General features: G+C 56.3%; 21 protein-coding genes. 11 read left to right on the plus strand and 10 right to left on the minus strand.

The annotated features are described in order from the left end of the window. The first annotated feature begins 1 nt into the window (after position 1). From gspL to ACQG22_RS07480, 6 genes are all read left to right on the plus strand, one after another. Positions 2 to 1132, plus strand: a complete 1131-nt coding sequence (gene gspL, locus ACQG22_RS07455; protein ID WP_114519116.1) for a type II secretion system protein GspL — start codon at positions 2 to 4, stop codon at positions 1130 to 1132. Continuing rightward, positions 1129 to 1614, plus strand: a complete 486-nt coding sequence (locus ACQG22_RS07460; protein ID WP_114519115.1) for a type II secretion system protein M — start codon at positions 1129 to 1131, stop codon at positions 1612 to 1614. The genes gspL and ACQG22_RS07460 overlap by 4 nt, the downstream gene beginning before the upstream one ends. Further along, on the plus strand, positions 1611 to 2408 hold the full coding sequence (locus ACQG22_RS07465) for a prepilin peptidase (protein WP_114519114.1): 798 nt from the start codon (positions 1611 to 1613) through the stop codon (positions 2406 to 2408). Before ACQG22_RS07460 ends, ACQG22_RS07465 begins: the two co-directional genes overlap by 4 nt. A gap of 263 nt (positions 2409 to 2671) precedes the next feature. Further along, on the plus strand, positions 2672 to 5374 hold the full coding sequence (locus ACQG22_RS07470) for a glycosyl hydrolase family 18 protein (protein ID WP_369706390.1): 2703 nt from the start codon (positions 2672 to 2674) through the stop codon (positions 5372 to 5374). A 137-nt stretch (positions 5375 to 5511) separates the two neighbouring features. After that, the gene (iagB, locus tag ACQG22_RS07475) at positions 5512 to 5964 is read left to right on the plus strand and encodes a type III secretion system invasion protein IagB (protein WP_029883008.1); all 453 of its coding nucleotides are present in this window, start codon (positions 5512 to 5514) and stop codon (positions 5962 to 5964) included. A 137-nt stretch (positions 5965 to 6101) separates the two neighbouring features. After that, complete coding sequence (locus ACQG22_RS07480) at positions 6102 to 7943, plus strand: glycoside hydrolase family 19 protein (RefSeq protein ID WP_013097339.1); 1842 nt, start codon at positions 6102 to 6104, stop codon at positions 7941 to 7943. Between the two features lie 96 nt (positions 7944 to 8039). On the opposite strand, the gene ACQG22_RS07485 is transcribed toward ACQG22_RS07480, so the two are convergent. From ACQG22_RS07485 to poxB, 4 genes are all read right to left on the minus strand, one after another. Further along, a complete protein-coding gene (locus tag ACQG22_RS07485; protein WP_013097338.1) occupies positions 8040 to 9053 on the minus strand; it encodes an NAD-dependent epimerase/dehydratase family protein in 1014 nt (337 codons plus the stop codon). 92 nt (positions 9054 to 9145) lie between these two features. Then, on the minus strand, positions 9146 to 10582 hold the full coding sequence (locus tag ACQG22_RS07490; RefSeq protein WP_369706391.1) for an SDR family oxidoreductase: 1437 nt from the start codon (positions 10580 to 10582) through the stop codon (positions 9146 to 9148). 10 nt (positions 10583 to 10592) lie between these two features. After that, positions 10593 to 11594 carry a low-specificity L-threonine aldolase gene (gene ltaE / locus ACQG22_RS07495; protein WP_020689923.1) on the minus strand — a complete coding sequence of 334 codons (1002 nt, stop codon included), beginning with the start codon at positions 11592 to 11594 and terminating at the stop codon, positions 10593 to 10595. 38 nt (positions 11595 to 11632) lie between these two features. After that, positions 11633 to 13351 carry a ubiquinone-dependent pyruvate dehydrogenase gene (poxB, locus tag ACQG22_RS07500; RefSeq protein ID WP_013097335.1) on the minus strand — a complete coding sequence of 573 codons (1719 nt, stop codon included), beginning with the start codon at positions 13349 to 13351 and terminating at the stop codon, positions 11633 to 11635. 152 nt (positions 13352 to 13503) lie between these two features. Here poxB and ACQG22_RS07505 point away from each other — a divergent pair, with 152 nt between their 5' ends. Beyond that, the gene (locus ACQG22_RS07505; protein WP_029883004.1) at positions 13504 to 13938 is read left to right on the plus strand and encodes a DoxX family protein; all 435 of its coding nucleotides are present in this window, start codon (positions 13504 to 13506) and stop codon (positions 13936 to 13938) included. 58 nt (positions 13939 to 13996) lie between these two features. Here ACQG22_RS07505 and hcr read toward each other — a convergent pair whose 3' ends face one another. The 4 genes from hcr to aqpZ form a co-directional block, all read right to left on the minus strand. Continuing rightward, entirely contained in the window at positions 13997 to 14965 is a 969-nt protein-coding gene (gene hcr, locus ACQG22_RS07510; RefSeq protein WP_058681022.1) for an NADH oxidoreductase, read from the minus strand. 10 nt (positions 14966 to 14975) lie between these two features. Then, positions 14976 to 16628 carry a hydroxylamine reductase gene (gene hcp, locus ACQG22_RS07515; protein WP_023622157.1) on the minus strand — a complete coding sequence of 551 codons (1653 nt, stop codon included), beginning with the start codon at positions 16626 to 16628 and terminating at the stop codon, positions 14976 to 14978. A gap of 144 nt (positions 16629 to 16772) precedes the next feature. Then, on the minus strand, positions 16773 to 17672 hold the full coding sequence (locus ACQG22_RS07520) for a lysine exporter LysO family protein (RefSeq protein ID WP_013097331.1): 900 nt from the start codon (positions 17670 to 17672) through the stop codon (positions 16773 to 16775). A 157-nt stretch (positions 17673 to 17829) separates the two neighbouring features. Next, positions 17830 to 18525 (minus strand): aquaporin Z, encoded by a 696-nt coding sequence (gene aqpZ / locus ACQG22_RS07525; protein WP_013097330.1) that lies wholly within the window; start codon positions 18523 to 18525, stop codon positions 17830 to 17832. A gap of 371 nt (positions 18526 to 18896) precedes the next feature. On the opposite strand from aqpZ, the gene ACQG22_RS07530 reads away from it, so the two are divergent. Next, on the plus strand, positions 18897 to 20555 hold the full coding sequence (locus ACQG22_RS07530) for an ATP-dependent endonuclease (protein WP_013097329.1): 1659 nt from the start codon (positions 18897 to 18899) through the stop codon (positions 20553 to 20555). On the opposite strand, the gene ACQG22_RS07535 is transcribed toward ACQG22_RS07530, so the two are convergent. Beyond that, a complete protein-coding gene (locus tag ACQG22_RS07535; protein WP_013097328.1) occupies positions 20552 to 21508 on the minus strand; it encodes a VirK/YbjX family protein in 957 nt (318 codons plus the stop codon). The genes ACQG22_RS07530 and ACQG22_RS07535 overlap by 4 nt on opposite strands. 159 nt (positions 21509 to 21667) lie before the next feature. Between ACQG22_RS07535 and macA the strand changes: the two genes are divergently transcribed. Together macA and macB are read left to right on the plus strand one after the other, a co-directional pair. Beyond that, a complete protein-coding gene (gene macA, locus ACQG22_RS07540) occupies positions 21668 to 22783 on the plus strand; it encodes a macrolide transporter subunit MacA (RefSeq protein WP_013097327.1) in 1116 nt (371 codons plus the stop codon). Next, entirely contained in the window at positions 22780 to 24720 is a 1941-nt protein-coding gene (macB, locus tag ACQG22_RS07545; RefSeq protein ID WP_020689930.1) for a macrolide ABC transporter ATP-binding protein/permease MacB, read from the plus strand. Before macA ends, macB begins: the two co-directional genes overlap by 4 nt. A 70-nt stretch (positions 24721 to 24790) precedes the next feature. On the opposite strand, the gene cspD is transcribed toward macB, so the two are convergent. Continuing rightward, positions 24791 to 25012, minus strand: a complete 222-nt coding sequence (cspD, locus tag ACQG22_RS07550) for a cold shock-like protein CspD (protein ID WP_008499993.1) — start codon at positions 25010 to 25012, stop codon at positions 24791 to 24793. Positions 25013 to 25279: 267 nt separating this feature from the next. On the opposite strand from cspD, the gene clpS reads away from it, so the two are divergent. Beyond that, positions 25280 to 25600: an ATP-dependent Clp protease adapter ClpS gene (clpS, locus tag ACQG22_RS07555; RefSeq protein ID WP_006174393.1), complete on the plus strand. Its 321-nt coding sequence runs from the start codon at positions 25280 to 25282 to the stop codon at positions 25598 to 25600. The last annotated feature ends 10 nt before the right edge of the window (positions 25601 to 25610 follow it).

The raw sequence follows: 25610 nt of genomic DNA on the forward strand, positions 1-25610 counted from the left end.
TATGAAACAGGTGCTTTTTATTCGTCCCGACACGCATGAGGACGGGAACATAATGTGGTGCGAGTCCGGTAGCGACCAGGTGGAACAGCGTCAGGGCGGGGCGTCACTGGCGGCGCTTGCCGGTCACGCGTTAGCCGCACGCGTCTGCCTGCTACTGCCGGCCAGCGAAATGATCTTCCGTCGCTTCACGTTGCCCAAAAAAGGCAGCGTTGAGTTCTCCTGGCTGGCTGAAGAGACGCTGATTGGCGATGTGGACACGCTTCACTGGACGGTGCTCAACAAGAAGGGGCGGGAAGTGGACGCGGTGGCCATTGATGCGGCGCGTCTGCAGTACTGGCTGGACCGCTGTGCCGATGCCGGGCTAACGGTGGTGCAGGTGCTGCCCGATGCGATCCTTCTGCCGGTAACCGAAGGCGGCAGCACGCTGGTCTCCACCGACAGCGGCTACTGGATGCGCTATTCGCCGTTTGGCGCCTGTGAAACCGACGCCGCCCTGTTGCCGCTGCTGTTGAGCCAGCAGTGCGCCGGTAACCTCGTCTGCTACGGCGATGCGCCAGCGGACGTGCAGGTGGATGAGCAACGGGCCTGGCAGCATCCGCTGGTGCTGATCCAGCCGCAGTGGAAAAGCTGCAAAGCAAACCTGTTGCACGGCGTTTTTAGCGCCACGGGTGCACAGACCGGTTTCCGTTATGCGAAACCGGCCCTTGCCGCCATGGCGGTGCTGAGTATCGGGTTGCTGGTTGGCCCTCGTATCGGCATGGCCTGGATGCTCTCTAACCAGGAAAACCTGGCCCAGCAGCAGATGGTGGAATTGGCCCAGCACTATTTCCCCACGCTGCGCCAGACCACCAACCTGAAGTACCACTTCGGGCAGAACATCAAGAAAGAGAAGAAAGGGATCTTTCTTCAACTGGACGCACTGGAGCAGATCAAGCAATCGCTCCCGGCGGTCGAACTGAGTGAAGTGGGATACGACGACACCCAGAATCAGCTCACGCTGAACATCCGTTCGATGGATCCCACGGCGTTGCAGGCGTTCGTCAATAAGGCGAGTGATACCTTCGACTTTACGCTGCAGCCGGTCTCCAGTGAAGCGCCTTATACCGCTATCATCACAGGGAAATATAAATGAAAGAGAAAATAGGACAATTAAAAGCACGCTATTTGCGTTACAGCCCGCGCGAACGAACGCTGATTAAAATCTGCGGTTCGGCGCTCTGTTGCGCCATTATCTGGTACGGTGTAATGACCCCACTGGATAATATTATTAAAAATGAGAAAGCCACGCTGCAAAAACAGAAACAGACCCTGAACTGGATGCGTGCAGAAATTAATAAAAATCACCTTCAGGCGAAAGTATTAAAAACCAGTAACCCGAGAAGCGTGGTGGAAGAGAGTGCCAAAGAGATCCACGTTGCGCTGAGTAATATCCAGCAGGACGGGCAAACCCTGACGTTTAATATTGATCGGGTCAACGTCTATGAACTGAAAAACTGGCTTCGGGAGGTGAATTTAACCACCGGGGTTCGTCTGGAGAAAATGGATCTCACGCCGGTTGATCACCTTAGCGATGTAAAGGCCCAGATTAAGCTCTCCTGGGCGAAAGTGGCATGAACTCGCTGACGCTGCTTCAGGGGAGCCAGATGCCCGCCCTTTGCCTGCTCAGCGGCACGCTTGGCGGCATTATCGGCAGCTTTCTGGGGGTGGTGGTCGAACGCATTCCCCCGCTCATCAAAGAGGAGGAGGGCGCCGGAAACCTGCTGTTTCCGGCCTCCCACTGTCCCACATGCTCCCACACGCTCGCCTGGTGGGAAAATATCCCGGTTCTGAGCTGGTGTTGCCTGCGTGGGCGCTGCCGCTGCTGCCAGACCGCGATCCCGCTGCGTCTGTTGTTGCTTGAACTTTCCAGCGCCCTGTTTTTTGCCCTGACGGCGGCGTACGCCCCGTCTGCGGCTGCATTGATGTCGCTATGGGTGCTCTGGTGTGGACTGCTGCCGCTGGCGGCGATAGACGCAAAACACATGCTGCTGCCGGACTGCCTGACGCAGCCGCTGCTGTGGGCGGGCCTGCTGAATCATGCGCTTTTTCATACCTTACCGTTGTCGGATGCCCTGTTTGGCGCGGCGGCGGGCTACCTGTCGCTGTGGCTTCTCTACTGGGCCTTTCGCCTGACAACAGGACGCGAGGGATTGGGCTACGGTGATTTTAAGCTGCTGGCTGCGCTGGGCGCGTGGTGCGGCTGGCAGGCGTTACCTTCGTTATTGCTCGCGGCGGCATTAAGCGGTATCGCACTGTATTTTGTTTTTTATAAAGCGGTTAAAGAAAATAGCGTTATTCCGTTTGGCCCTCTGTTGTCACTCGCCGGTTTGGTTATTTTTATTCTGCAGACCTTGCAATTCACATTCTGATTTACGCGGTCAAGTTTTTTTTGAAATTATTTCGCTGAGGGAATAAAAGGACATCAATTAATTCCCGGAGTATTGTAAGAAACATAAGCTGTAAGGATTGCCGCTCATGTCTTTTTATGGAGGGTATATTAGCACTATACATGGTTAGTAAAATTAAATTGGGTTTGTGGTTTTAATTAAATAGCTTATTCAGTACTCGCCCATGTTATATGGAATACATGGTCCTTTTCATTTATCAAAAATAAGATTATCAGGAATTAATAATGAAATTTATGAAGCCAACCTATCTGGCACTCTTTGTCGCAGCCGTTTCCGGCTCTGCGTTCGCCGCAGCGCCAGGTACGCCTTCAATCAGCAGCGGTAACGATAAATTTGCCATCGTTGAAGTGGACCAGGCCGTAGTGGACTACGGTAATCTTGTTAAGGTTCATAACGACGGTGTCGACGTAAAAGTCGAGTGGAACGTCTGGAGCGGCGACGCGCCGACCTCCGGTAAAGTGCTGCTGGATGGCAAGACCGTCTGGTCCGGTGCTGCCGGTGCATCCGGTTCTGCCACCTTTAAAGTGAAAAAAGGCGGTCGCTACCAGGAGCAGGTTGAACTCTGTAACAACAGCGGCTGTACCAAAAGCGCAAGCAAGCTGATCATCGTGGCGGATACTGACGGTAGCCACCTCCTGCCGCTGAATGCGCCGCTGCAGGAAAACAACAAAACCTTCGCAAAACATACCGATAAAGTGGTTGCCGCCTACTTCCCTGAATGGGGCGTTTATAACCGTAACTTTCCGGTCGATAAAATCCCTGCCGCTAACCTGAACCACATCCTGTACGGCTTCATTCCAATCTGTGGCGGCGACGGCATCAACGACGGTCTGAAAACCGTTGAAAACGGCAACAGCTTCGCTAACCTGCAGAAAGCCTGTGCTGGCCGTCCTGACTACACCGTGGCGATCCACGACCCGTGGGCTGCGCTGCAGAAACCACAGTCCGGCGTATCTAACTGGGACGACCCGTACAAAGGTAACTTCGGCCAGCTGATGGCGCTGAAAAAAGCCCATCCTGACCTGAAAATTCTGCCATCCATTGGCGGCTGGACCATGTCCGATCCGTTCTATCACATGAACGATTCCGCGATCCGTGCACGTTTCGTGGCCTCTGTTAAAGACTTCCTGAAAACCTGGAAATTCTTCGACGGCGTGGATATCGACTGGGAATTCCCGGGCGGCGGCGGTGTGAACGAATCACTGGGTAACCCGCAGCAGGATAAGGCAACCTATACTGCCGTGATTCGCGATCTGCGTACCATGCTGAACGAACTGTCCGCTGAAACGGGGCGCACCTATGAACTGACCAGCGCCATCGGTGCCGGTAAAGATAAGATTGAAGACGTGGATTACACCACGGCGCAGCAGTATCTCGATCACATCTTCCTGATGAGCTACGACTTCTACGGCGCGTGGAGCATGACCGATCTGGGCCACCAGGCTGCGCTGCATGCACCAGCATGGCGTCCGGACACCAACTACACCACCGAAAATGGCGTTAACGCGCTGCTGGAGCAGGGCGTACAGCCAGGCAAAATCGTGGTGGGTACTGGCATGTACGGTCGTGGCTGGACTGGCGTTCACGGCTATACCGGCAACAACCCGTTCACCGGTACGGCGACTGACGGCGTGAAAGGCACCTGGGAACCAGGCGTTGTTGACTATCGTCAGATTGTGAACGAGTACAAAGGCAAGCCAGGCTGGGAATACGGCTACGACGCGGACGCTGAAGCGCCATACGTCTTCAACAAATCCACCGGCGAGCTGATCTCTTATGAAGATGCCCGTTCCGCAACCGCAAAAGGTAAGTACGTTCTGGCGAAAAACCTGGGCGGCCTGTTCGCGTGGTCTATCGACTCCGATAACGGCGATATCCTGAACGCGATGAACGAAAGCCTGCTGGGCAGCTCCACGCCAGATCCGGTAGTGACCAACCATGCACCGGTTGCTTCTGCGGCGGATCAGACCGTGACCGGCCCTGCGACCGTGACTCTGGATGGCTCTGCCTCCACCGATCCTGATGGCGATGCGCTGACCTACAAATGGACCCAGATTTCTGGCCCAAGCGTTACCCTGACCAACAGCACCAAAGCGAAGGCGACCTTCTCCGTTGGCGCTGTGACCAGCAACCAGACCCTGGCATTCCGTCTGACCGTGACCGATCCAAAAGGTCTGAGCAGCACCGCTGACGTTCAGGTTGTGAACAAAGCGCCGAAAGCCAACCAGGCCCCTGTGGTTAACCAGATGCAGAACGTCACTCTGGAAGCCGGTCAGACCTACGCCCTGAACGTGCAGGCAGCGGATCCAGACGGTGATGCACTGACCTACGCCTGGAGCGTACCATCTGATATGCACGCGACCGGTACTGATACCTCCAGCGTACAGATCACCGCGCCGGACGTTACAACTGACTCAACCTACACCCTGAGCGTTGTCGTAAGCGACGGTAAAACCAGCGTACAGTCTAACGTACAGGTTACCGTAACGCCGAAAGCCACCCCGGTTGTGCCTGATGAAGACAATACCCCGTCTGACGAAGGCAACACGCCATCCGATGAAGGTAACACCCCATCTGATGAAGGCACTGCAACCGGCAGCTGCGATAACCCGGTAGATGCCAATGCCAGCAAATACGCGGCATGGGAATCCAGCAAAATCTACAACAACGGCGACATGGTCAGCTCCGATAATCTGGTATGGAAAGCGAAGTACTGGACTCAGGGCAACAAACCTGGCTTTAACGCCGATGCATGGGAACTGGTCAGCCAGGTGAAAATGAACTGGCGCTCCGACATGGTCTACAACGGTGGTGACAAGACAACCTATCAAGGTTTCGAGTACCGCGCGAAATGGTGGACAAAAGGTGACAAACCAGGCAACAGCGATGTATGGGTGAAAGAAGGCGCGTCAGCAGACTGCAAATAATCTTCTGAGCTTGAAATTGTGGGTGTGATATCGGCCCACAATCACTGGTCACACCCCGCTTCGGGTGTGGCCAGTACCTTCCACTAATTTAACAGGACGTGTTTGAGGAGAATAAAAAACGGCCACGCAGGTGAAGAATGAAAAGGTTTCTGTTTTTGTTATTGATATTAAGTCATAGCGCATTTGCAAATTGCTGGAATAAAGCGGCGCATTATTATCATATTGATCCGTTTTTACTTTATGCCATCGCGAATGTGGAATCGGGAATGAACCCGTACGCCATTGGCATCAATCATGACGGAACGCGCGATGTCGGATTAATGCAAATCAACAGCTCGCACTTTCCTGAACTTGAACGCAAAGGCATTAATGAAAACCGTCTGATGACAGAGCCCTGCACCTCCATTATGGTCGGCGCCTCTATATTGTCAGGCATGATTAAGGTTTATGGATACAACTGGGAAGCGGTAGGTGCGTATAACGCCGGGCTTAAAAAAGAAAATTACCCTAAGCGCATGGTCTATGCCCATAAGGTCTGGAAAAAGTATCAGCAGTTAAAATTAGCCGCCCGCGACAGAACCAACTGGTGAGTTTTTTTGTTTTTTGAAGAGTACCCACCCGTATTCTTCAGAAAATGAAAAGCAGCTGTCTGAAGTTTATTTATTAACGGATTAATAAATAAATTTAGATTTATTTAACTTTATCGAAATTAACAGGAATAACCGAGATGAATAAAAGGACATTACTGAGCGTGCTTATTGCCGGTGCCTGCGTAGCGCCGGTAATTGCTCAGGCCACCATGCTGAAGGCGGAAAGCAGTGTGCCTTACACCATGAAAGCCAGCGATCTGGCTAAAAAGGAAAAAGAGCTCACCGATTTCCCACTGATGAAATCCGTGAAGGATACCATCCGTACGCTGGACAACGCTCAGGTCGAGCAGATTGAGCCAGGCCGTGCAGCCAACCCGGTAAACGTGAAACGCGTTGAAGGGATCCTTAAAGAGAGCGACTGGGAATACCTGTTCCCGCTGCGCGCGAAGGATTACAGCTACAGTAACTTCCTGAAAGCCGTGGGTAAATTCCCGGCGCTGTGTGATACCTACAACGATGGCCGCGACAGCGAAGCTATCTGCCGTAAAGAGCTGGCAACCATGTTTGCTCACTTCGCACAGGAAACCGGCGGCCACGAAAGCTGGCGTCCGGAGCCGGAATGGCGTCAGGCACTGGTCTATGTGCGTGAGATGGGCTGGAGCGAAGGCCAGAAGGGCGGCTATAACGGGGAGTGTAACCCGGACGTCTGGCAGGGTCAGACCTGGCCGTGCGGTAAAGACAAAGATGGCGACTTCCTGAGCTACTTTGGCCGCGGCGCTAAGCAGTTGTCCTACAACTACAACTACGGTCCATTCTCTGAAGCAATGTACGGCGATGTCCGCACGCTGCTCGACAAACCTGAGCTGGTGGCCGATACCTGGCTGAACCTGGCGAGCGCCATCTTCTTCTTCGCCTATCCACAGCCGCCAAAACCAAGCATGCTTCAGGTTATCGACGGCACCTGGCAGCCGAACGACCACGATAAAGCCAACGGCCTTGTCCCTGGCTTTGGCGTGACCACCCAGATCATCAACGGCGGCGTAGAGTGCGGTGGCCCGACTGAAATTGCCCAGTCTCAGAACCGTATCAAATACTACAAAGAGTTCGCTAACTACCTGAAAGTCCCTGTACCGGCTGACGAAGTGCTTGGCTGTGCCAACATGAAGCAGTTTGATGAAGGTGGCGCAGGCGCCCTGAAGATCTACTGGGAACAGGACTGGGGATGGAGCGCGGATACCCCAGATGGCAAGACCTACGCTTGCCAGCTGGTGGGTTACCAGACGCCATTCAGCGCGTTCAAAGACGGCGACTACACCAAGTGTGTACAGAAGTTCTTTAACGTGAACATCGTTAACGACGACGGTTCCGCGGTCGTACCGGATGAAACACCGGCTCCTGCTCCAGCCCCGTCTGAAGATGAGACGCCAGCGCCGACACCAACACCGGATGAAACCCCGGCACCTGTGCCAGACGACATCCCGGCGGTGGTAAACCATGCGCCTGTAGCGCAGATTGCCGGTCCGATCGGTGCGGTTGAAGCCGGTGCGCAGGTCTCCCTGAGCGCAGAAGGCTCTACCGACGAAGACGGCAACAAGCTGACCTACACCTGGCGTTCCCAGGACGGCCAGACCGTTACCGGCGACGATAAAGCGGTAGTGACCTTCAACGCGCCTGAAGCCGCGACGGCGCAGCAGTATGAAATCAGCCTGACCGTCAGCGACGGCGAGCTGAGCAGCACCACCACATACCTGCTGAACGTAAAAGCCAAAGCAGCCACCCCGTCTCAGGACGAAGGCACTTCCGGCTCTTACCCGGCGTGGAGCGCGAACAGCAAGTACAGCGCAGGCGATATCGTGAACAACCACGGTAAACTGTTCCAGTGCAAACCGTTCCCGTACAGCGGCTGGTGTAACAACGCACCAATGTACTATGAACCAGGCGCAGGTCTGGCATGGTCTGAGGCCTGGACGGCTCTGTAAAAGCAAAACGGCAACCTTCGGGTTGCCGTTTTAGTCTTTACTCCCTCTCCCTGTGGGAGAGGGCCGGGGTGAGGGCATCAGCCCGCACCAGATTAACTACCGATGCAACTTCCCGTGGTCCCGCAGCCACGCCGCGGTGCGCACAATCCCTTCATCCAGGGTCACAATCGGCTTATACCCCAGCTCGTTCTCCGCGCGCGAAATATCCAGCGTGAAATCAAAATTCAGCTTCGACACGCCGTAATGCGTCAGCGCAGGCTCTTTGGCGGTTTTGCTGCCAAAACGCTCCATGCTGCGGGCAATCATATCCAGCATAGGATAAGGCACCGAACGAATGCGGCAGTCGATGTGCAGCTCGTCGATCAGGCGCTGCACAATGGTGCGAAGGCGGCAGGGTTCGCCGTTGGTAATGTTATAGGCGCGACCGGACGCCAGTTTATCGCTGTCCGGCTGGCTCGCCAGCCACATGGCGTACACGGCATTTTCGTAGTAAGTCATGTCCACCAGCGCATCACCGCCGCGCGGCAGCAGCACGCTGCCGTAGTGGTGCATCATCTGCGCCAGGCGCGGAATAAACACTTTATCGTGCGGTCCGAAAAGACTTTGCGGACGCAGGATCGTAAAGCGCGTATGCGGGTTCGACTGCGCCAGCAGGTCGATCACCTCTTCGCTGGCCGCCTTGCTGCGGGCAAACTCACAGGCAAAACGGGCCGGACGGAACGTTTCCTGGATATCCCGGTGGTGGTGGTAGTCGAAGTAGAGCGACGGAGAGGAGATATGAATAAAGTTACGCACGCCCCAGGCAACGGCCCACTCGCCCAGACGGCGCGTGGCGCGCACGTTGGCGAGATCAAAGGCTTCCTGGGTTCCCCACGGAGAGGTAAAACTGGAGCAGTGCCACAGGGTGTCGATTCCGGCGAGCATCACTTTCGCCTGAGAGGAGACCAGCTCCGTCAGGTCGGCATGGACAAACTCTGCGCCCATTTTTTGCAGCAGCTTACCCATCGCCTCGTTGCGACCGGTAGCCCTGACGCTAATGCCTTTGTTGCGCAGAAATTCGACCGCATTTCGGCCTAAGCCGCTGGTCGCCCCGGTAACCAGTACCTTCATAACAATCCACTGTGTTGAAAAGAATTTCGTGCGCATTCTTTCGTGAATTACGGCGGGTTGCAATGGGAAAGGTGAAAGAAAGCGAGTTTTATTTAGTTCTTTTCCGTTTTTTGTTCTGCCAGTTGCGCAATCCGTTTTGCCATCCCGCGGAAGATAAACAGATGTGCGGGGATCATCAGTAACCAGTAGAACAGACCGGGCATCCCATGTGGGTGCCACCAGGCGCGGACGTCCAGTTCACGGCAATCGCCTTTGTCTTTCAGCGTGAAGCAGAGCCGTCCCAGCCCTGGCGCTTTCATGCCGAACAGCAGCGCCAGCTGTTTTTCCGGTTCGACGATGATGACTTTCCAGCTGTCGACCGTATCACCCACTTTAAGATACGGCTGCGCAGGGCGGCCTTTCGCCAGCCGGTGGCCCACCAGCAGATCCATCGCTCCGCGTGTCTGCCAGAGAATATTGCCGAAGAAATAACGCTCTTTGCCGCCGATCTGGTTCACCACCTCCCACAGCGATGCCAGGCTGGCCGAGGTTTTCACCGTGCAGCCCGCCTGTTTCGGGTAATAACCGTACTCCGGCCGCCAGCGGGCAAACGCCTGCGCGTCGTAGCCCCAGTCGCTGGAGTTCACCAGCTTCTCTTCTTCTTTCAGGGTATGGCGTACCGCGTCGTCAAAACGGATCAGCGTTTGCGGAATTAATGCGCGCAGTTCGCCATCGTCCGCCAGCAGATCGTGCTTCAGCCCCTGGATCAGCGCTTTCGCTGTCGTCGGCGGCACCGAGGTAATAACGTTTAAAAACCACACGGAGATCCAGCGGGTCGGGAAGGGAACGGGGATGAGCCAGCGTCGGCGGCCGCTGACGCGCATAAAATGCTCGAACTGTTCCTGATAGCTCAACACCTCCGGCCCCGCGGCCTCAAGCACGCGGTGCCGTTCGGCGGGATGGTCCAGCAGCGCCACCAGGTAATGCAGCAGGTTTTCCAGGGCAATCGGCGTGGTGCGCGACCGCACCCAGCGCGGTGGGGTGAGCACCGGCAAGTTGTACACCATATCGCGCATCACTTCGAAGGCGGCAGAGCCCGCGCCGACGATGATCCCCGCCCGCAGTTCGGTGACGGGGATATCCGCACTGCGCAAGGTGTCCGCGGTAAGCTGACGGGCGCGCAGGTGGTCCGACTGCTCATTTTCGGGCACCTGGAGCGAGCTTAAAAAAATCACCTGCTTAACCGGCGTTTGCCGCAGGGCATCGCGGACGTTCAGGGCCACCTGACGTTCGTGGGCGATAAAATCGCCGCCTTCGCCCATGCTGTGCACCAGGTAATACAGCGTGTCGACCCCTTCCAGCAGCGCGGGCAGCGACTCAGGCCAGTTAAGGTCGACCTTGTGGCAGGTGACGCCAGGCAGGTTTAGTTTTTGCAGGCGTTCCGTGTTGCGTGCCGCCGCCAGCACCTGATGCCCCTGCTGGCTTAACGCCGTGGTCAGATGCTGACCGATATACCCGCTGGCACCAAGCACCAGAATACGTTGCGGCACGTTCTGCTCCTTAACGCTGTAAAAACGCCTGCCAGTGTTTCACAACGTCCAACAGCTGCTCGCGGCTGACGTCGAGATGCATCACCAGACGCACAACAGGTGACGCGTTGATCAGTACGCCACGCGCTTTCATGAACTCCCCAAGCGCAGCGGCGTGCTCATCACCCACGCGAACAAACAGCATGTTGGTGTCGTGTCGCATCACGTCTGCGCCAATTTCACGCAGTTGCCCGGCCATCCACGCGGCGTTGTCGTGATCGTCCTGCAGACGTGCCACGTTGTTTTTAAGGGCATACAGACCCGCTGCGGCCAGAATACCGGCCTGGCGCATGCCGCCGCCGGTCATCTTGCGCCAGCGGTTGGCGCGTTTGATGTAGTCCGCATCGCCCACCAGCAGAGAACCCACGGGGGTGCCCAGCCCTTTTGAGAGGCAGATGGTGAACGAGTCACAATATTGCGTAATCTCGTTCAGCTCGCAGCCGTAGGCTACCACGGCGTTAAAGATTCGTGCGCCGTCCACGTGCAGGCCGAGCCTGCGCTCGCGGGTAAATTCCCACGCCGCTTTGAGGTACTCGCGCGGCAGGACTTTGCCGTTGTGGGTGTTTTCAAGGCTGAGTAATTTGGTACGGGCGAAGTGGATGTCGTCGGCTTTGATTTTTGCGGCGACCTTGTCGAGCGGGAGAGTGCCGTCCGGTGCGGCGTCGATCGGCTGCGGCTGAATGCTGCCGAGCACCGCCGCGCCGCCCGCTTCGTACAGGTAGTTATGCGCTCCCTGGCCGACGATGTACTCTTCACCGCGCTCGCAGTGGCTGAGCAGCGCCACCAGGTTGGCCTGCGTTCCGGTGGGCAGGAACAGGGCGGCCTCTTTACCGCTGAGTTCTGCGGCATAGCGCTGCAGTTCGTTGACCGTTGGATCGTCACCGTAGACGTCGTCCCCGACCGGGGCGGCCATCATCTCTTCGAGCATGGCGCGACTCGGACGGGTAACGGTATCACTGCGTAAATCAATCATTTCACATCCCTTTATTTTAAGAGGTCATGCGAAATGTTTTACCTGAGCCAGTTAGTTTTTGCCAGTTCGATCACTTCATCGCCGCGGCCGCTGATGATCGCCCGCAGCATGTAGAGGCTAAAGCCTTTGGCCTGCTCCAGCTTGATCTGCGGCGGGATGGCCAGCTCCTCTTTGGCGACCACCACATCCACCAGCACCGGGCCGTCGATGGAAAACGCCCGTTGCAGAGCTTCATCCACCTCGGAGGCTTTCTCCACGCGGATACCGGTTATGCCGCAGGCTTCGGCAATGCGGGCAAAGTTGGTGTCGTGCAGCTCGGTGCCGTCCGTCAGATAGCCCCCGGCCTTCATCTCCATCGCCACAAAGCCCAGCACGCTGTTATTGAAGACCACGATTTTCAGCGGCAACTTCATCTGCACCACCGACAGGAAATCGCCCATCAGCATGCTGAATCCGCCGTCACCGCACATCGCCACCACCTGACGCTCCGGGGCGGTGGCTTTGGCGCCCAGCGCCTGCGGCATGGCGTTGGCCATCGAGCCGTGGTTGAACGAGCCGAGCAGGCGGCGTTTGCCGTTCATCTTCAGGTAGCGTGCCGCCCAGACGGTTGGCGTGCCGACGTCGCAGGTAAAGATGGCATCGTCGTCCGCGAAGTGGCTGATCTGCTGCGCGAGATACTGCGGGTGGATCGCTTTGTCGCTCGGTTTGGCGAGTTCGTCCAGCCCCTTACGCGCATCGCGGTAATCGCTCAGGGCTTTGTCGAGGAATTTACGATCCGTTTTCTCTTCCAGCAGCGGCAGCAGGGCGGCAAGGGTGGATTTAATGTCGCCCACCAGCGCCATATCGACCTTGCTGTGTGCACCGATGCTGGCCGGGTTAATATCGATCTGAATGATTTTGGCATCCGTCGGGTAGAACGCGCGATAGGGGAACTGGGTACCGAGCAGGATCAGCGTGTCGGCATTCATCATGGTATGGAAGCCGGACGAAAAACCGATCAGCCCGGTCATGCCCACGTCGTAAGGGTTATCGTACTCAACGTGCTCTTTGCCGCGCAGGGCATGAACAATTGGGGCTTTTAGCTTACCTGCAAATTCAAGGAGTTCCTTGTGCGCGCCAGCACAGCCGCTGCCGCACATAAGGGCGATATTGCTGGCGTAACGCAGCAGTTGCGCCAGTTTTTTCAGCTCCTCTTCCGCTGGGGTAACGACCGGCTGGGGGGCGTGATACCAGTGGGTGCTGGCCCCTTCGGGCGCAGCCTTGAGCGCCACATCACCCGGGATCACGACCACAGAAACACCCCGGTTCAGCACCGCCTTGCGCATGGCTATCGCCAGAACCTGCGGGATCTGCTCCGGCGAGGACACCAGCTCGCAATAGTGGCTGCATTCACGGAACAGCTCCTGCGGATGCGTCTCCTGAAAATAGCCACTGCCGATTTCAGATGAGGGAATATGGGCGGCAATTGCCAGCACCGGCACGTGATTGCGGTGACAGTCGAACAGCCCGTTAATCAGGTGCAGGTTCCCTGGGCCACACGACCCGGCGCAGACGGCCAGTTCCCCGGTGAGCTGTGCTTCGGCCCCGGCGGCAAAGGCGGCGACCTCTTCATGACGGGTCGGCATCCATTCAATGGTTTTCATCTTGTTGAGGCTGTCGCTCAGCCCGTTCAGTGAATCGCCGGTTACGCCCCAGATACGTTTTACACCTGCCTGTTCAAGGGTCTTCGCTATGTATGCAGCCACGGTTTGTTTCATGGTTGTCCGTCTCCTTTTTGTGATATCGCTTACAAGCTTAGAAGAAAGTCACTGTATTGCCTGCACAATACCCCTCATTTCAGGGTGGTTTTCACCGGCAATGATTCGGCATAATCTGGCGACAGATTGGGTGAAAACGGGAATCATTTCAGATGGTTAAATCATTGTTAATTGCTGTAAACGAAAAGCTAACGTGCGACGATCTCGGCAAACTCTTGTTACGACTTGCCGTCGGTGGGCTGATGTTGTTTCACGGATTACACAAGTTATTTGGCGGTGTGGGCTTTATCAGCGGCCTGCTGGTGGAAAAAGGGCTGCCGGGGTTTATTGCGTACGGCGTATTGATTGGCGAAGTGGTGGCACCGATCCTGATCATTGTCGGCCTCTTTACGCGCCCGGCGGCGCTGGTACTGGCGTTTACCATGATTGTGGCATGGCTGATGGTGGGCACGGGCAAAACCTTTGCACTCGATGCCGTCGGTGCGTGGGCCATTGAGAGCCTGGTGTACTTCTTTATCGGCTCGCTGGCGGTGGCGTTTTTAGGGGCAGGGCGGTACGCGGTAGGGAAAGGTCCTGCGTGGCGATAGGGCAAAAAAAGCCCGGTGGCGCTGGCGCTTACCGGGCCTACAATGACACGTTTAACGATTACGCGAGCACAAGATCGCCCTGCGGATGACATGAGCACGCCAGCACATAACCTTCAGCAATTTCTGCATCGGTCAGCGTCATGGTGCTGGTCACGCTGTACTCCCCGGAGACTACCTTCGTTTTACAGCAACCGCATACGCCCGCGCGACAGGCAGCTACCACCGGCACCTTATTGCTTTCCAGCGCCTCCAGCAGCGTGGTGCCGACGCGGCCAAAGAAGGTTTGTGCCGGTTGCAGTTTGGTGAACTGAATTCCGCTGGTTGCCGCCTCCGCCACCGGCGTGAAGAACTGCTCTTTGAAGAAGCGGGTTACGCCCAGGGCTTTCACTTCCTGTTCCACAATCTCCATATACGGTGCCGGGCCGCAGGTCATCACGGTACGGTTCGCTATATCGGGCACGCGTTGCAGCAGCTCGCGGCTCAGACGTCCCTCGACAAAACCGTGCGTCGCGTTGTGCTCTGCCACCAGCGTCACCGGATAGTTGTGCCACTCATCGGCAAAGATAACATCGTCCGGCGAGCGCACGCTGTAGATCACCTGCACGTCGGCCTGCGGGCGGTTTTTGGCCAGCCAGCGACGCATTGACATGATCGGCGTGACGCCACAGCCTGCGGCCAGCAGCAGGAATTTATCTTCGCTCTTGTCGTCACAGGTAAATTCCCCCTGAGCGTCAGACAGCCAGATGTAATCCCCGCGCTTGACGTCACGCGTGAGCCACTGCGAGCCTGCACCGTCATCGATGCGGCGGATAGTGAGCGTAATGTATTCGCTCACGCCCGGCGTCGAGGAGATCGTATAGGCGCGCAATGTGTCCGCCGCGTTGCGGACACTGACCAGCGCATACTGACCGGCACGGTACGGGTAGTAGTCATGGCACAGCAGCGACAGCGTCCACACATCCGGCGTCTCCTGATGGATGTGATGAACCTGCATCCGCCACGGGCACTGAGAGGTTGGCATGGTCATGAAATACTCCTTACGCGCTCAGCAGTTGCTGCATATCTTCTTCTACGGTGGTCACGGAACGCAGACCGAATTTCTCGTTCAGCACGGCCAGCAGGTCCGGCGTCAGGAAGCCTGGCGCGGTTGGGCCGGTGACGATATTGGTTACGCCCAGAGAGAGCAGGGTCAGCAGGATCACAATCGCTTTCTGCTCGAACCAGGAGAGCACCAGCGACAGCGGCAGATCGTTCACGCCGCAGCCCAGTTTCTCCGCCAGCGTGACCGCCAGAATGATGGCTGAATAGGCATCGTTACACTGACCAGCATCCACCAGACGCGGCAGCCCTTCAATGTTACCGAAGTCCAGCTTGTTGAAACGGTATTTACCGCAGGCCAGCGTCAGGATCAGGCAATCTTCCGGCACGCGGGTGGCGAAATCGGTGAAGTAGTTACGCTCACCGCGCGCGCCGTCACAGCCGCCAATCAGGAAGATGTGGCGCAGTTTTTCACGGCTGACGAGGTCAATCAGCGAGTCTGCGGCGCCGAGCAGCGTTTCGCGGCCAAAGCCAACGGTGATGAGGTGCGGAATTTCGCTGTACGGGAAGCCCGCCATCTGCTGCGCCTGGGCGATCACCGGACCGAAATCGTCACCTTCAAGGTGGCTCACGCCCGGCCAGCCGACGATGCTGCGGGTCCAGATGCGGTCATCATACGCGCCGACGGTCGGGTCGATGATGCAGTTAGAGGTCATCACAATTGGGCCCGGGAAGCGGGCGAACTCAACCTGCTGATTCTGCCAGCCGCTGCCGTAGTTCCCGATCAGATGTTTGAATTTACGCAGTTCCGGGTAGCCGTGTGCGGGCAGCATTTCGCCGTGGGTATAGACGTTAACGCCGGTGCCTTCGGTCTGCTTCAGCAGGTTGTAGAGATCTTTCAGGTCGTGGCCGGAGATGAGAATACATTTGCCTTCGGTCGCTTTCACATTGACCTGCGTTGGCGTTGGATGACCGTAGGTGCTGGTTTCACCGGCATCCAGAATGCTCATCACTTTGAAGTTCATCTGGCCGATTTCCATAGAGCACTCAAGCAGCGCATTCATATCGGCAGGCCAGGTGCCCAGCCACGCCATGATTTTGTGGTACTGCGCGTAGATGTCGTTATCGTACTGGCCAAGCACGTGCGCGTGCTCCATATAGGCTGCGGCACCTTTCAGGCCGTACAGGCACAGCAGGCGCAGGCCGAGAATGTTCTCGCCAATCGCCGCTTTGTCTTTGTTCGGGGTAAATTCTGCGGCCTGACGCTGTAATTCGCCCAGGTCGTCACTCACCAGCTGCAGTTCTGACATCGGGTTGTCCACGCGAGCGCTGGCATCGGCATTCAGGCACTGCGCTTTCAGCGCTTCGCGCAGGGCAATCGCTTCACGGGCGTACCCGACAATGCGCGGTGAATCAAAGTTAACGTTAGTCAGCGTGGAGAAAAAGGCGCGCGGCGCAAAGCTGTCTACGTAGTGGTCGACAATACCGTACTCGCGGGCTTTGAATGCCCAGGCGGAAAGTCCCTGCAGGGCAGCAATCAGCAGATCCTGCAGGTCTGATGTTTCTGCGGTTTTACCGCACATACCCTGCGCGTAAGAACAGCCATTGCCTGCCGGGGTACGGATAGTTTGTTCACATTGCACACAAAACATAATCACACCTGTTAAAGTTATATTTGATATACATGTTTAAGGTTATGCCTGTGTCCGGGCGGTGAAAAGGGCTTTTTTTGACAAAGTAGAGGGAGATTGATTTAGCGCAATTTTGGCGGCAGGAACCCTACCGCCAGAGTGGTATCAGGCGGAGAAAAAGGCCATCAGAACAGGCACCAGCAGGCTCAGAATAAAGCCGTGTACGATGGCGGCGGGCACCATTTCCAGCCCGCCAGAGCGTTGTAATACCGGCAGGGTAAAGTCCATCGACGTCGCCCCGCTCAGACCCAGCGCGGTAGAGCGGCTGCGGCGAACCAGACCCGGGATCAGCATGATGGCGATTAACTCCCGCGCCAGGTCGTTAAAGAAGGCGGCGCTGCCAATAACAGGGCCAAACGACTCGGTTAGCAGAATACCGGAGAGGGAATACCAGCCAAATCCGGAGGCCATGGCCAGGCCGGTTTTGAGCGGCAGGTCGAGAATCAAGGCGTTAATGACGCCTGCTACCATTGAACTGGCGACCACAATAACGGCAACAATCATTCCCCGACGATTCAGGACAATCTGTTTCAGGGTCATGCCATTATTGCGTAACTGGATACCAATAAGGAACAGCAGGAAGATCAGGGTATATTCGCTGGCTTCGGTGGCGTGCTGCAAAAAAGGCCATCCGGTGAGTCCAAGGACAAAACCGAGCACCACGACGCCGCACAGTTTTAATGATTCCAGCGCCATCGCAATTCGGGAAGGCAGTTTTTCCTGATGGTGATGATTTTTCCACGGAATAGTGCGTTCAAGCCAGAATAAGGCGGCGATATTGCAGAGCAAAATAACCACAACTGTGACCGCAGAATAATGCAGGATAGAAAGCAGATTGGTCGCCAGGTTATCCAGAAAGGCCAGGCTAATCCCCATAAAGAACAGAATGACGTAAACAATCCAGCTGAGAAAACGGTTGATAAGCCGTAATGCCGATGCCTGATGCAGCGGGATAAGATAGCCCACAATCAGGGGCAGCAGAATAATGAGGAGTCCTGAGAACATGAACAACCGGTCCTTGTGAGTAGCTGTTGAGCGCCAGAGACACTACCCAATAAAGGCTGTTCAGTAAAGCGGCAAAAGAAAGCCGGGTGGCGGCTGCGCCTTACCCGGCCTGTTGCCCTCACACTGGCTCTCTCCCACAGGGAGAGGGAGGGAAAGATTAATCGCGTTTTTCCAGCAGGGTGCGATACAGCACACCGCCCAGAATACCGCCGACGATCGGCATTACCCAGAACAGCCACAGCTGCTCAAGTGCCCAACCGCCCTGGAAGATGGCGACGGCGGTGCTGCGCGCCGGGTTCACCGAGGTGTTGGTCACCGGAATGGAGATCAGGTGAATAAGCGTCAGTGCCAGACCAATGGCGATAGGCGCGAAGCCTGCAGGGGCGTATTTGTCGGTCGCGCCGTGGATCACCAGCAGGAAGCCGGCGGTCAGCACAATTTCAATCACAATGGCAGAGAGCATAGAGTAGCCGCCAGGCGAGTGCTCACCGAAGCCGTTGGAAGCAAAACCGCTGGCTGCGGCGTCAAAGCCGGCTTTACCGCTGGCAATCACGTACAGCACCGCGGCAGCAATAATACCGCCCACAACCTGAGCGACAATATAGCCAATGACCTCTTTAGCCGGGAAGCGACCACCAGCCCATAAGCCTAATGTCACGGCCGGGTTAAAATGACCACCGGAAATATGTCCCACGGCGAAGGCCATGGTTAATACCGTTAAACCAAATGCCAGCGCGACGCCGACAAAACCAATGCCGAGTTCCGGAAATGCTGCTGCCAGAACGGCACTACCGCAGCCACCAAACACCAGCCAGAATGTACCAAAGCATTCTGCTGCTAATTTTCTGAACATAACCACCTCAATTAACTACCGCACGCTTTCCCGCGCGCGGGATATATCGCCATAAAGGGATGACGACTCAAAGAGCCATTATTTTAGAAACCAACAACACCCCTTCGCCACTTAAATAAATTCGGATAATTTGATTTAAGGCAATGTGATGTCAATCCTTGTTCAAACTGGAGGTGAATAGATCATAGTCCAATTTGCGGGCAATAGTTTGTGGTGCTATTGAGACTATTTCAAATGAAACCTTGCACGTAAATTCTGAATTTTTCGTGCTGAGACAAAATAATCAGGAGGCCTGACAGTGTTCTGTGCGGCATCCTCCCGTTATACTGCTGATAACTTAAAGGAAAAAGTGATCATTTCTCGGGGGATGTATGCTTCTCGAACGTGTGGAAATTGTCGGGTTTCGCGGTATAAACCGTCTGTCACTCCAGTTGGAGCAGAATAACGTCCTCATCGGCGAGAACGCCTGGGGTAAGTCCAGCCTGCTGGACGCGCTGACGCTGCTGCTTTCGCCCGAGGGCGATTTGTATCACTTCGTTCATGATGATTTCTGGTTTCCGCCCGGTGATGTCAACGGCCGCGAGAAGCATCTCCATATCATTCTGACGTTCCGCGAATCCGAGCCGGGGCGTCACCGGGTGCGTCGCTTCCGCCCGATGTCACCGTGCTGGGTTCAGAGCGACGATGGCTTCCACCGTATTTTTTATCGTCTGGAAGGCGAGATGTCAGAGAATGAAGGGGTGCTGACCCTGCGTGAATTTCTCGACCAGAAAGGCAACCCCATCCCGCTGGACAATATCGACGAGCTGGCCCGGCATCTGATTCGTTTGATGCCGGTGCTACGCTTGCGCGATGCGCGTTTTATGCGGCGTATCCGTAACGGTACCGTGCCGCATATGCCGGAAGTGGAAGTCACCGCCCGCGAGCTTGATTTCCTGGCACGCGAGCTGGTTTCGCGTCCGCAAAATCTCACCGATGGGCAAATCCGCCAGGGGCTCTCTGCCATGGTGCAACTGCTGGAGCACTATTTTTCCGAGCAGGGGACCTCGCAGTCGCGCCATCGTCTGATGCGCCGTCGGTCCCATGATGAGCAACGAAGCTGGCGCTATCTCGATATCATTAACCGGATGATCGACCGGCCCGGCGGACGCACTCATCGGGTGATTTTGCTGGGGCTGTTTTCCACTCTTCTGCAGGCCAAGGGCACCGTCCGTCTGGATCGCGATGCGCGTCCGCTGTTGCTGGTGGAAGACCCGGAAACACGCCTGCACCCCATCATGCTCTCCGTTGCCTGGCACCTGTTGAATCTGCTGCCGCTTCAGCGCATTACCACCACCAATTCCGGCGAGTTGTTGTCGCTGACGCCGGTCGAGTATGTTTGCCGCCTGGTGCGTGAATCATCGCGCGTTTCTGCTTACCGGCTGGGGCCGGGAGGGATGAATGCCGAGGATGGTCGCCGTATTGCGTTTCATATCCGCTTTAATCGCGCCTCGTCGCTTTTTGCCCGCTGCTGGCTTCTGGTGGAGGGGGAGACCGAGACCTGGGTCATCAACGAGCTGGCGCGCCAGTGCGGCCACCATTTTGATGCGGAGGGGATTAAGGTCATCGAGTTTGCGCAGTCAGGGTTAAAGCCGCTGATCAAATTCGCCCGGCGGATGGGCATAGAATGGCACGTGCTGGTCGACGGCGATGAAGCAGGTAAAAAATACGCATCCACCGTGCGCAGCCTGTTGAACGATGAGCGAGAAGAAGAGCGGGATCATTTAACCATGCTGCCCGCCATGGACATGGAGCACTTTATGTACCGCCAGGGGTTCGATGACGTGTTCCACAGGATAGCGATGGTGCCGGTTGATGTGCCGATGAACATGCGGCGCGTGATCGCCAAAGCGATCCACCGCTCTTCAAAACCGGATTTAGCCATTGAAGTGGCAACAGAAGCAGGGCGGAGAGGGATCGAATCGGTGCCTACGCTGCTGCGTAAAATGTTCTCCCGCGTCCTGTGGCTGGCACGCGGGAAAGCCGATTAACGCCGGGTTGCCTGGGTGACCTGCTCCGTCAGGCTATCCAGCAGCTCATAGCGGCGGCGATATTCCGCGCGTTTTTTACTGGCAATCTCTTCCATGGACTTACGCGGCATGGCAAGCGGCAGTTCAAAGTTACCGTTATCCTGTTTGTGTCCGCCGAGGGAGATCCAGAAGCTGTCGTAATCCGCCAGCAGTTTCCCCTCTTTTTTCTTGCGATATCGCCAGCTGCGATAGATGTGGGTGGCATTACTCACCGCCACAATCTGCTCCACCGGAAAGGCGCTGCCGAGCGTCATGACAGCTTCAACCAGCAGTCGTTTCGGGAAAAGGCCATGGCACGCCTTGGTTGCCTTCTGGATCAGCTCATGCGGAACGTGGGCTTTCGCCCCCTGCAGACCGCCGATAAAGAGTGTGCTTTTGCCTTCAAACGGGCACAGCGTAAACGTTATTTCCGCCAGCACGGTATCCTGATGGTCACTGAAAAAGAGGGTAGCTTCTCCCTCTTTATCCAGGAACGCATCGGCGCACAACCGAACGGTAAACTGCTGTTCATCCTTACCGGTTAAGGTCAGGAGCGTCACGCCCTGCTTAGAAAGATAGCCTTTGAGCAGCGCGGCCGGCAGGTGGTCACTCATGGTCTGGTAGTGCCAGTTCAGGGCTTCCAGCGCATGCGGGCGATCCATATTCACGGTCAGCCAAGGGCGATGCAGGCGACAGGGCAGGCCAGGCTGGACCTGCAGCATTTGCATCAAACGGGGCTGCTTTGCCAGGCTTGAGAGCAGACGTGCGGTGCTGAGCGGCGTCGCCAGCGTGCGAAGCGCAAACTTACGTCGATAGGCGGGGTTTTGCCATGCCAGGCCCGGCGTAATGGCGCCAGTGACCAGACTTTTAAACAGCTGCCAGCCGGATTTAGGCTGCGACAGAGTGGAATACGGTGTATCGACGATGGAAGACATGTGAGATCCTGCTTCTTATGGAATGGCGTTATTTCAGCAGGCCCTTTGTCAACGTTGTGTCAACAAATCCAGGCATTTCCTGAATTCAGGGGTTTCGTTGAGGAGTGGTTTAGATAGAATCGACGTTGATGTAAGCCAGAATAATTATTTGGAATATTTATGAACCTTAAGGGAAAACGCAGAAAGTGGTTTCTGCTGCTGGCGATAGTGGTGATAGCGGGCGGATACTGGTTATGGCAAGTGCTCAACGCGCCGGTTCCGCAGTATCAAACGCTGATCGTCCGTCCGGGTGAATTGCAGCAAAACGTACTGGCGACCGGCAAACTTGATGCGCTGCGCAAGGTTGACGTGGGCGCACAGGTTAGCGGGCAGTTAAAAACGCTGTCCGTTGAGATTGGCGATAAGGTGAAAAAGGGGCAACTGCTCGGCGTTATCGACCCGGAACAGGCTGAAAACCAGATCCGGGAAGTGGAAGCCACGCTGATGGAGCTGCGCGCGCAGCGTGCGCAGGCGCTGGCGGAACGTAATCTTGCCCAGGTGACCCTGACGCGTCAGCAGGCGCTGGCCAAAACGCAGGCGATCTCGAAACAGGATCTCGACACGGCCGCCACCGAACTGGCGGTGAAACAGGCGCAGATTGGCACCATTGACGCGCAAATCAAGCGCAACCAAGCCTCGCTGGATACGGCGAAAACCAACCTCGATTATACGAAGATTGTGGCGCCCATGGCCGGGGAAGTGACCCAGATCACCACGCTTCAGGGTCAGACGGTGATTGCCGCCCAACAGGCGCCGAACATTCTGACGCTGGCGGATATGAGCACTATGCTGGTGAAAGCGCAGGTTTCCGAGGCGGATGTTATCCATCTTAAGCCGGGGCAGAACGCCTGGTTCACCGTACTGGGCGATCCGCAGACGCGCTATGAAGGCGTGCTGAAGGACATTCTGCCTACGCCGGAAAAAGTGAACGACGCGATCTTCTACTATGCCCGTTTTGAAGTCCCCAACCCGCAGGGCGTGCTGCGTCTGGATATGACCGCGCAGGTCCATATTCAGCTGACCGGCGTAAAAAACGTGCTGACCGTTCCGCTCTCTGCGCTGGGGGAATCCGCCGGGGATAACCGCTATAAGGTGAAGGTGTTACGCAACGGCGAAACGCGCGAGCGTGAAGTGGTGATTGGCGCACGCAACGATACCGACGTGGTAGTGGTGAAAGGGCTGGAAGAGGGTGACGAGGTGGTCACCAGCGAAACCCTGCCCGGAGCGGCGAAATGACGGCGTTGCTTGAGCTGACTGATATTCGTCGCAGCTATCCGTCGGGCGATGGTCCGGTGGAGGTGCTGAAGGGCATCTCCCTGCGCGTGGAAGCGGGCGAGATGGTGGCGATTGTTGGCGCGTCGGGTTCCGGTAAATCGACGCTGATGAACATTCTTGGCTGTCTGGATAAACCGACCAGCGGTACCTACCGCGTGGCCGGAACGGACGTTTCCACTCTGGACGGCGACGCGCTGGCAAAGCTGCGTCGGGAACACTTCGGCTTTATCTTTCAGCGTTACCATCTGCTCTCTCACCTGAGTGCGGCGCAGAACGTGGAGGTCCCGGCGGTCTATGCAGGCGTGGAGCGCAAGAAACGCCTTGCGCGCGCGCAGGCGCTGTTAACGCGTCTTGGTCTGGCGGAGCGGGTAGATTATCAGCCCTCGCAGCTTTCTGGCGGTCAGCAGCAGCGCGTGAGTATTGCCCGTGCGCTGATGAACGGCGGGCAGGTGATCCTGGCCGATGAACCCACCGGAGCGCTCGACAGCCATTCCGGTGAAGAGGTGATGGCGATCCTCCATCAGCTTCGCGATCAGGGGCACACGGTCATTATCGTGACTCACGATCCGCAGGTGGCGGCGCAGGCTGAGCGCATTATCGAGATCCACGACGGCGAGCTGGTGAGCAACCCGCCACCGCGTGCGTCCAGAGCGGCCGCGCCAAAAGAAGCCTTGCCTGCTGCAACCGGCTGGGGACAGTTTTCCAGCGGTTTTCGCGAGGCGCTGACCATGGCCTGGCTGGCGATGGCGGCCAATAAAATGCGCACCCTGCTGACCATGCTTGGGATCATCATCGGTATTGCATCGGTGGTGTCGATTGTGGTGGTGGGCGATGCAGCCAAACAGCTGGTGCTGGCGGATATCCGCGCTATCGGGACCAACACCATTGACGTCTATCCCGGGAAAGACTTTGGTGATGACGAACCGCAGTATCAGCAGGCGTTGAAATACGACGACCTGGCGGCCATTCAGAAACAGCCGTGGGTCAATTCGGCGACGCCTGCCGTGTCGCAAAACCTTCGCCTGCGCGTGGGTAACGTGGACGTTGCCGCCAGCGCGAACGGCGTCAGCGGAGATTATTTTAACGTCTACGGCATGACCTTCAGCGAAGGGGCGACCTTCAACGCCGAACAGCTGGCGGGCAGGGCGCAGGTGGTGGTACTGGACGCGAACTCGCGCAGACAGCTCTTCCCCAATAAAACCAACGTCGTGGGCGAAGTGATCCTCGTAGGGAACATGCCAGCCACCGTGATTGGCGTGGCGGAAGAGAAGCAGTCCATGTTTGGCAGCAGCAAGATCCTGCGGGTCTGGCTACCGTACAGCACCATTTCCGGGCGGATTATGGGGCAGTCATGGCTGAACTCCATCACCGTGCGCGTCAAGGAGGGTTATGACAGCGCGCTGGCCGAACAGCAGCTTGAGCGGCTGTTAACCCTGCGTCACGGGAAGAAGGATTTCTTCACCTGGAATATGGACGGCCTCTTGAAAACGGCGGAAAAGACCACACGTACTCTTCAGCTGTTCCTCACGCTGGTGGCGGTGATTTCGCTGGTCGTTGGCGGTATCGGGGTAATGAATATCATGCTGGTCTCGGTGACGGAACGTACCCGAGAGATTGGTATTCGCATGGCGGTCGGGGCCAGAGCCAGCGACGTGCTGCAGCAATTTTTGATTGAAGCGGTGCTGGTGTGTCTGGTGGGCGGCGCCATGGGGATTGCGCTGTCGATGATGATCGCCTTTGCCCTGCAGATTTTCTTACCCGGCTGGGAGATTGGGTTTTCACCGGTGGCCATTCTTACCGCATTTTTATGCTCGACCTTTACCGGCATCTTGTTTGGCTGGCTGCCGGCCCGCAACGCGGCGCGGCTGGATCCGGTGGATGCACTGGCTCGGGAATAACCCGAAAATAAAAATGCCAGCCGATCGGGCTGGCATTTTGACTGCAGGATGTACACAATAAAACAGAGAGCTAAGCAACCGTTTCTGCTTCAATCGGTACGATAAGGCTTGCGTGATTGCCTTTGGGTCCCTGATGTACATCGAACCGGACGGACTGCCCGGCTTTGAGCGTTCTGTAACCATCCATCTGAATGGTGGAATAGTGAGCGAATATATCCTCGCCGCCGCCTTCGGGGCAGATGAAGCCAAACCCTTTGGCGTTGTTGAACCACTTAACAGTACCCATTTCCATGCTTCGACATCCTTCGTAAATCTTATAAGTTAAGATGGAATGAACCGGTGGTGGAGTGGGGGCTGTTCAAAACCTCGCCATCTCACGCTTGTACAATTTAGAGAATCGAAAGACATCGTCAAGCGTTTGGCGCTGGAGATGGGACAATAATCAACCAAAGTTTGAAGCAGTTAACGCTATTGCAACAGTTTGTGACAGACATCGCGGATGACAGTAATAGATGATTGTTATCTAACATCTGAGGTAGATTCAAAGTGGTTATGCAAAATGGGTAAGACCAACGACTGGCTGGATTTTGACCAGCTGGCGGAAGACAAAGTGCGTGACGCGCTAAAACCGCCATCTATGTATAAAGTTATGTTAATGAACGATGATTACACGCCGATGGAATTTGTTATTGACGTGCTACAAAAGTTCTTTTCTTATGATGTAGAACGTGCAACGCAACTGATGCTTACCGTTCATTATCGTGGCAAAGCTATCTGCGGCATCTTTACCGCCGAGGTGGCGGAAACCAAAGTGGCGATGGTGAACGACTATGCGAGGGAGAACGAGCATCCGTTGCTGTGTACGCTGGAAAAGGCCTGATAAGGCATAA

Origin of the sequence: Enterobacter cloacae complex sp. 309I3, from assembly GCF_050031595.1 — a bacterium.
Taxonomy (GTDB): domain Bacteria; phylum Pseudomonadota; class Gammaproteobacteria; order Enterobacterales; family Enterobacteriaceae; genus Enterobacter; species Enterobacter cloacae.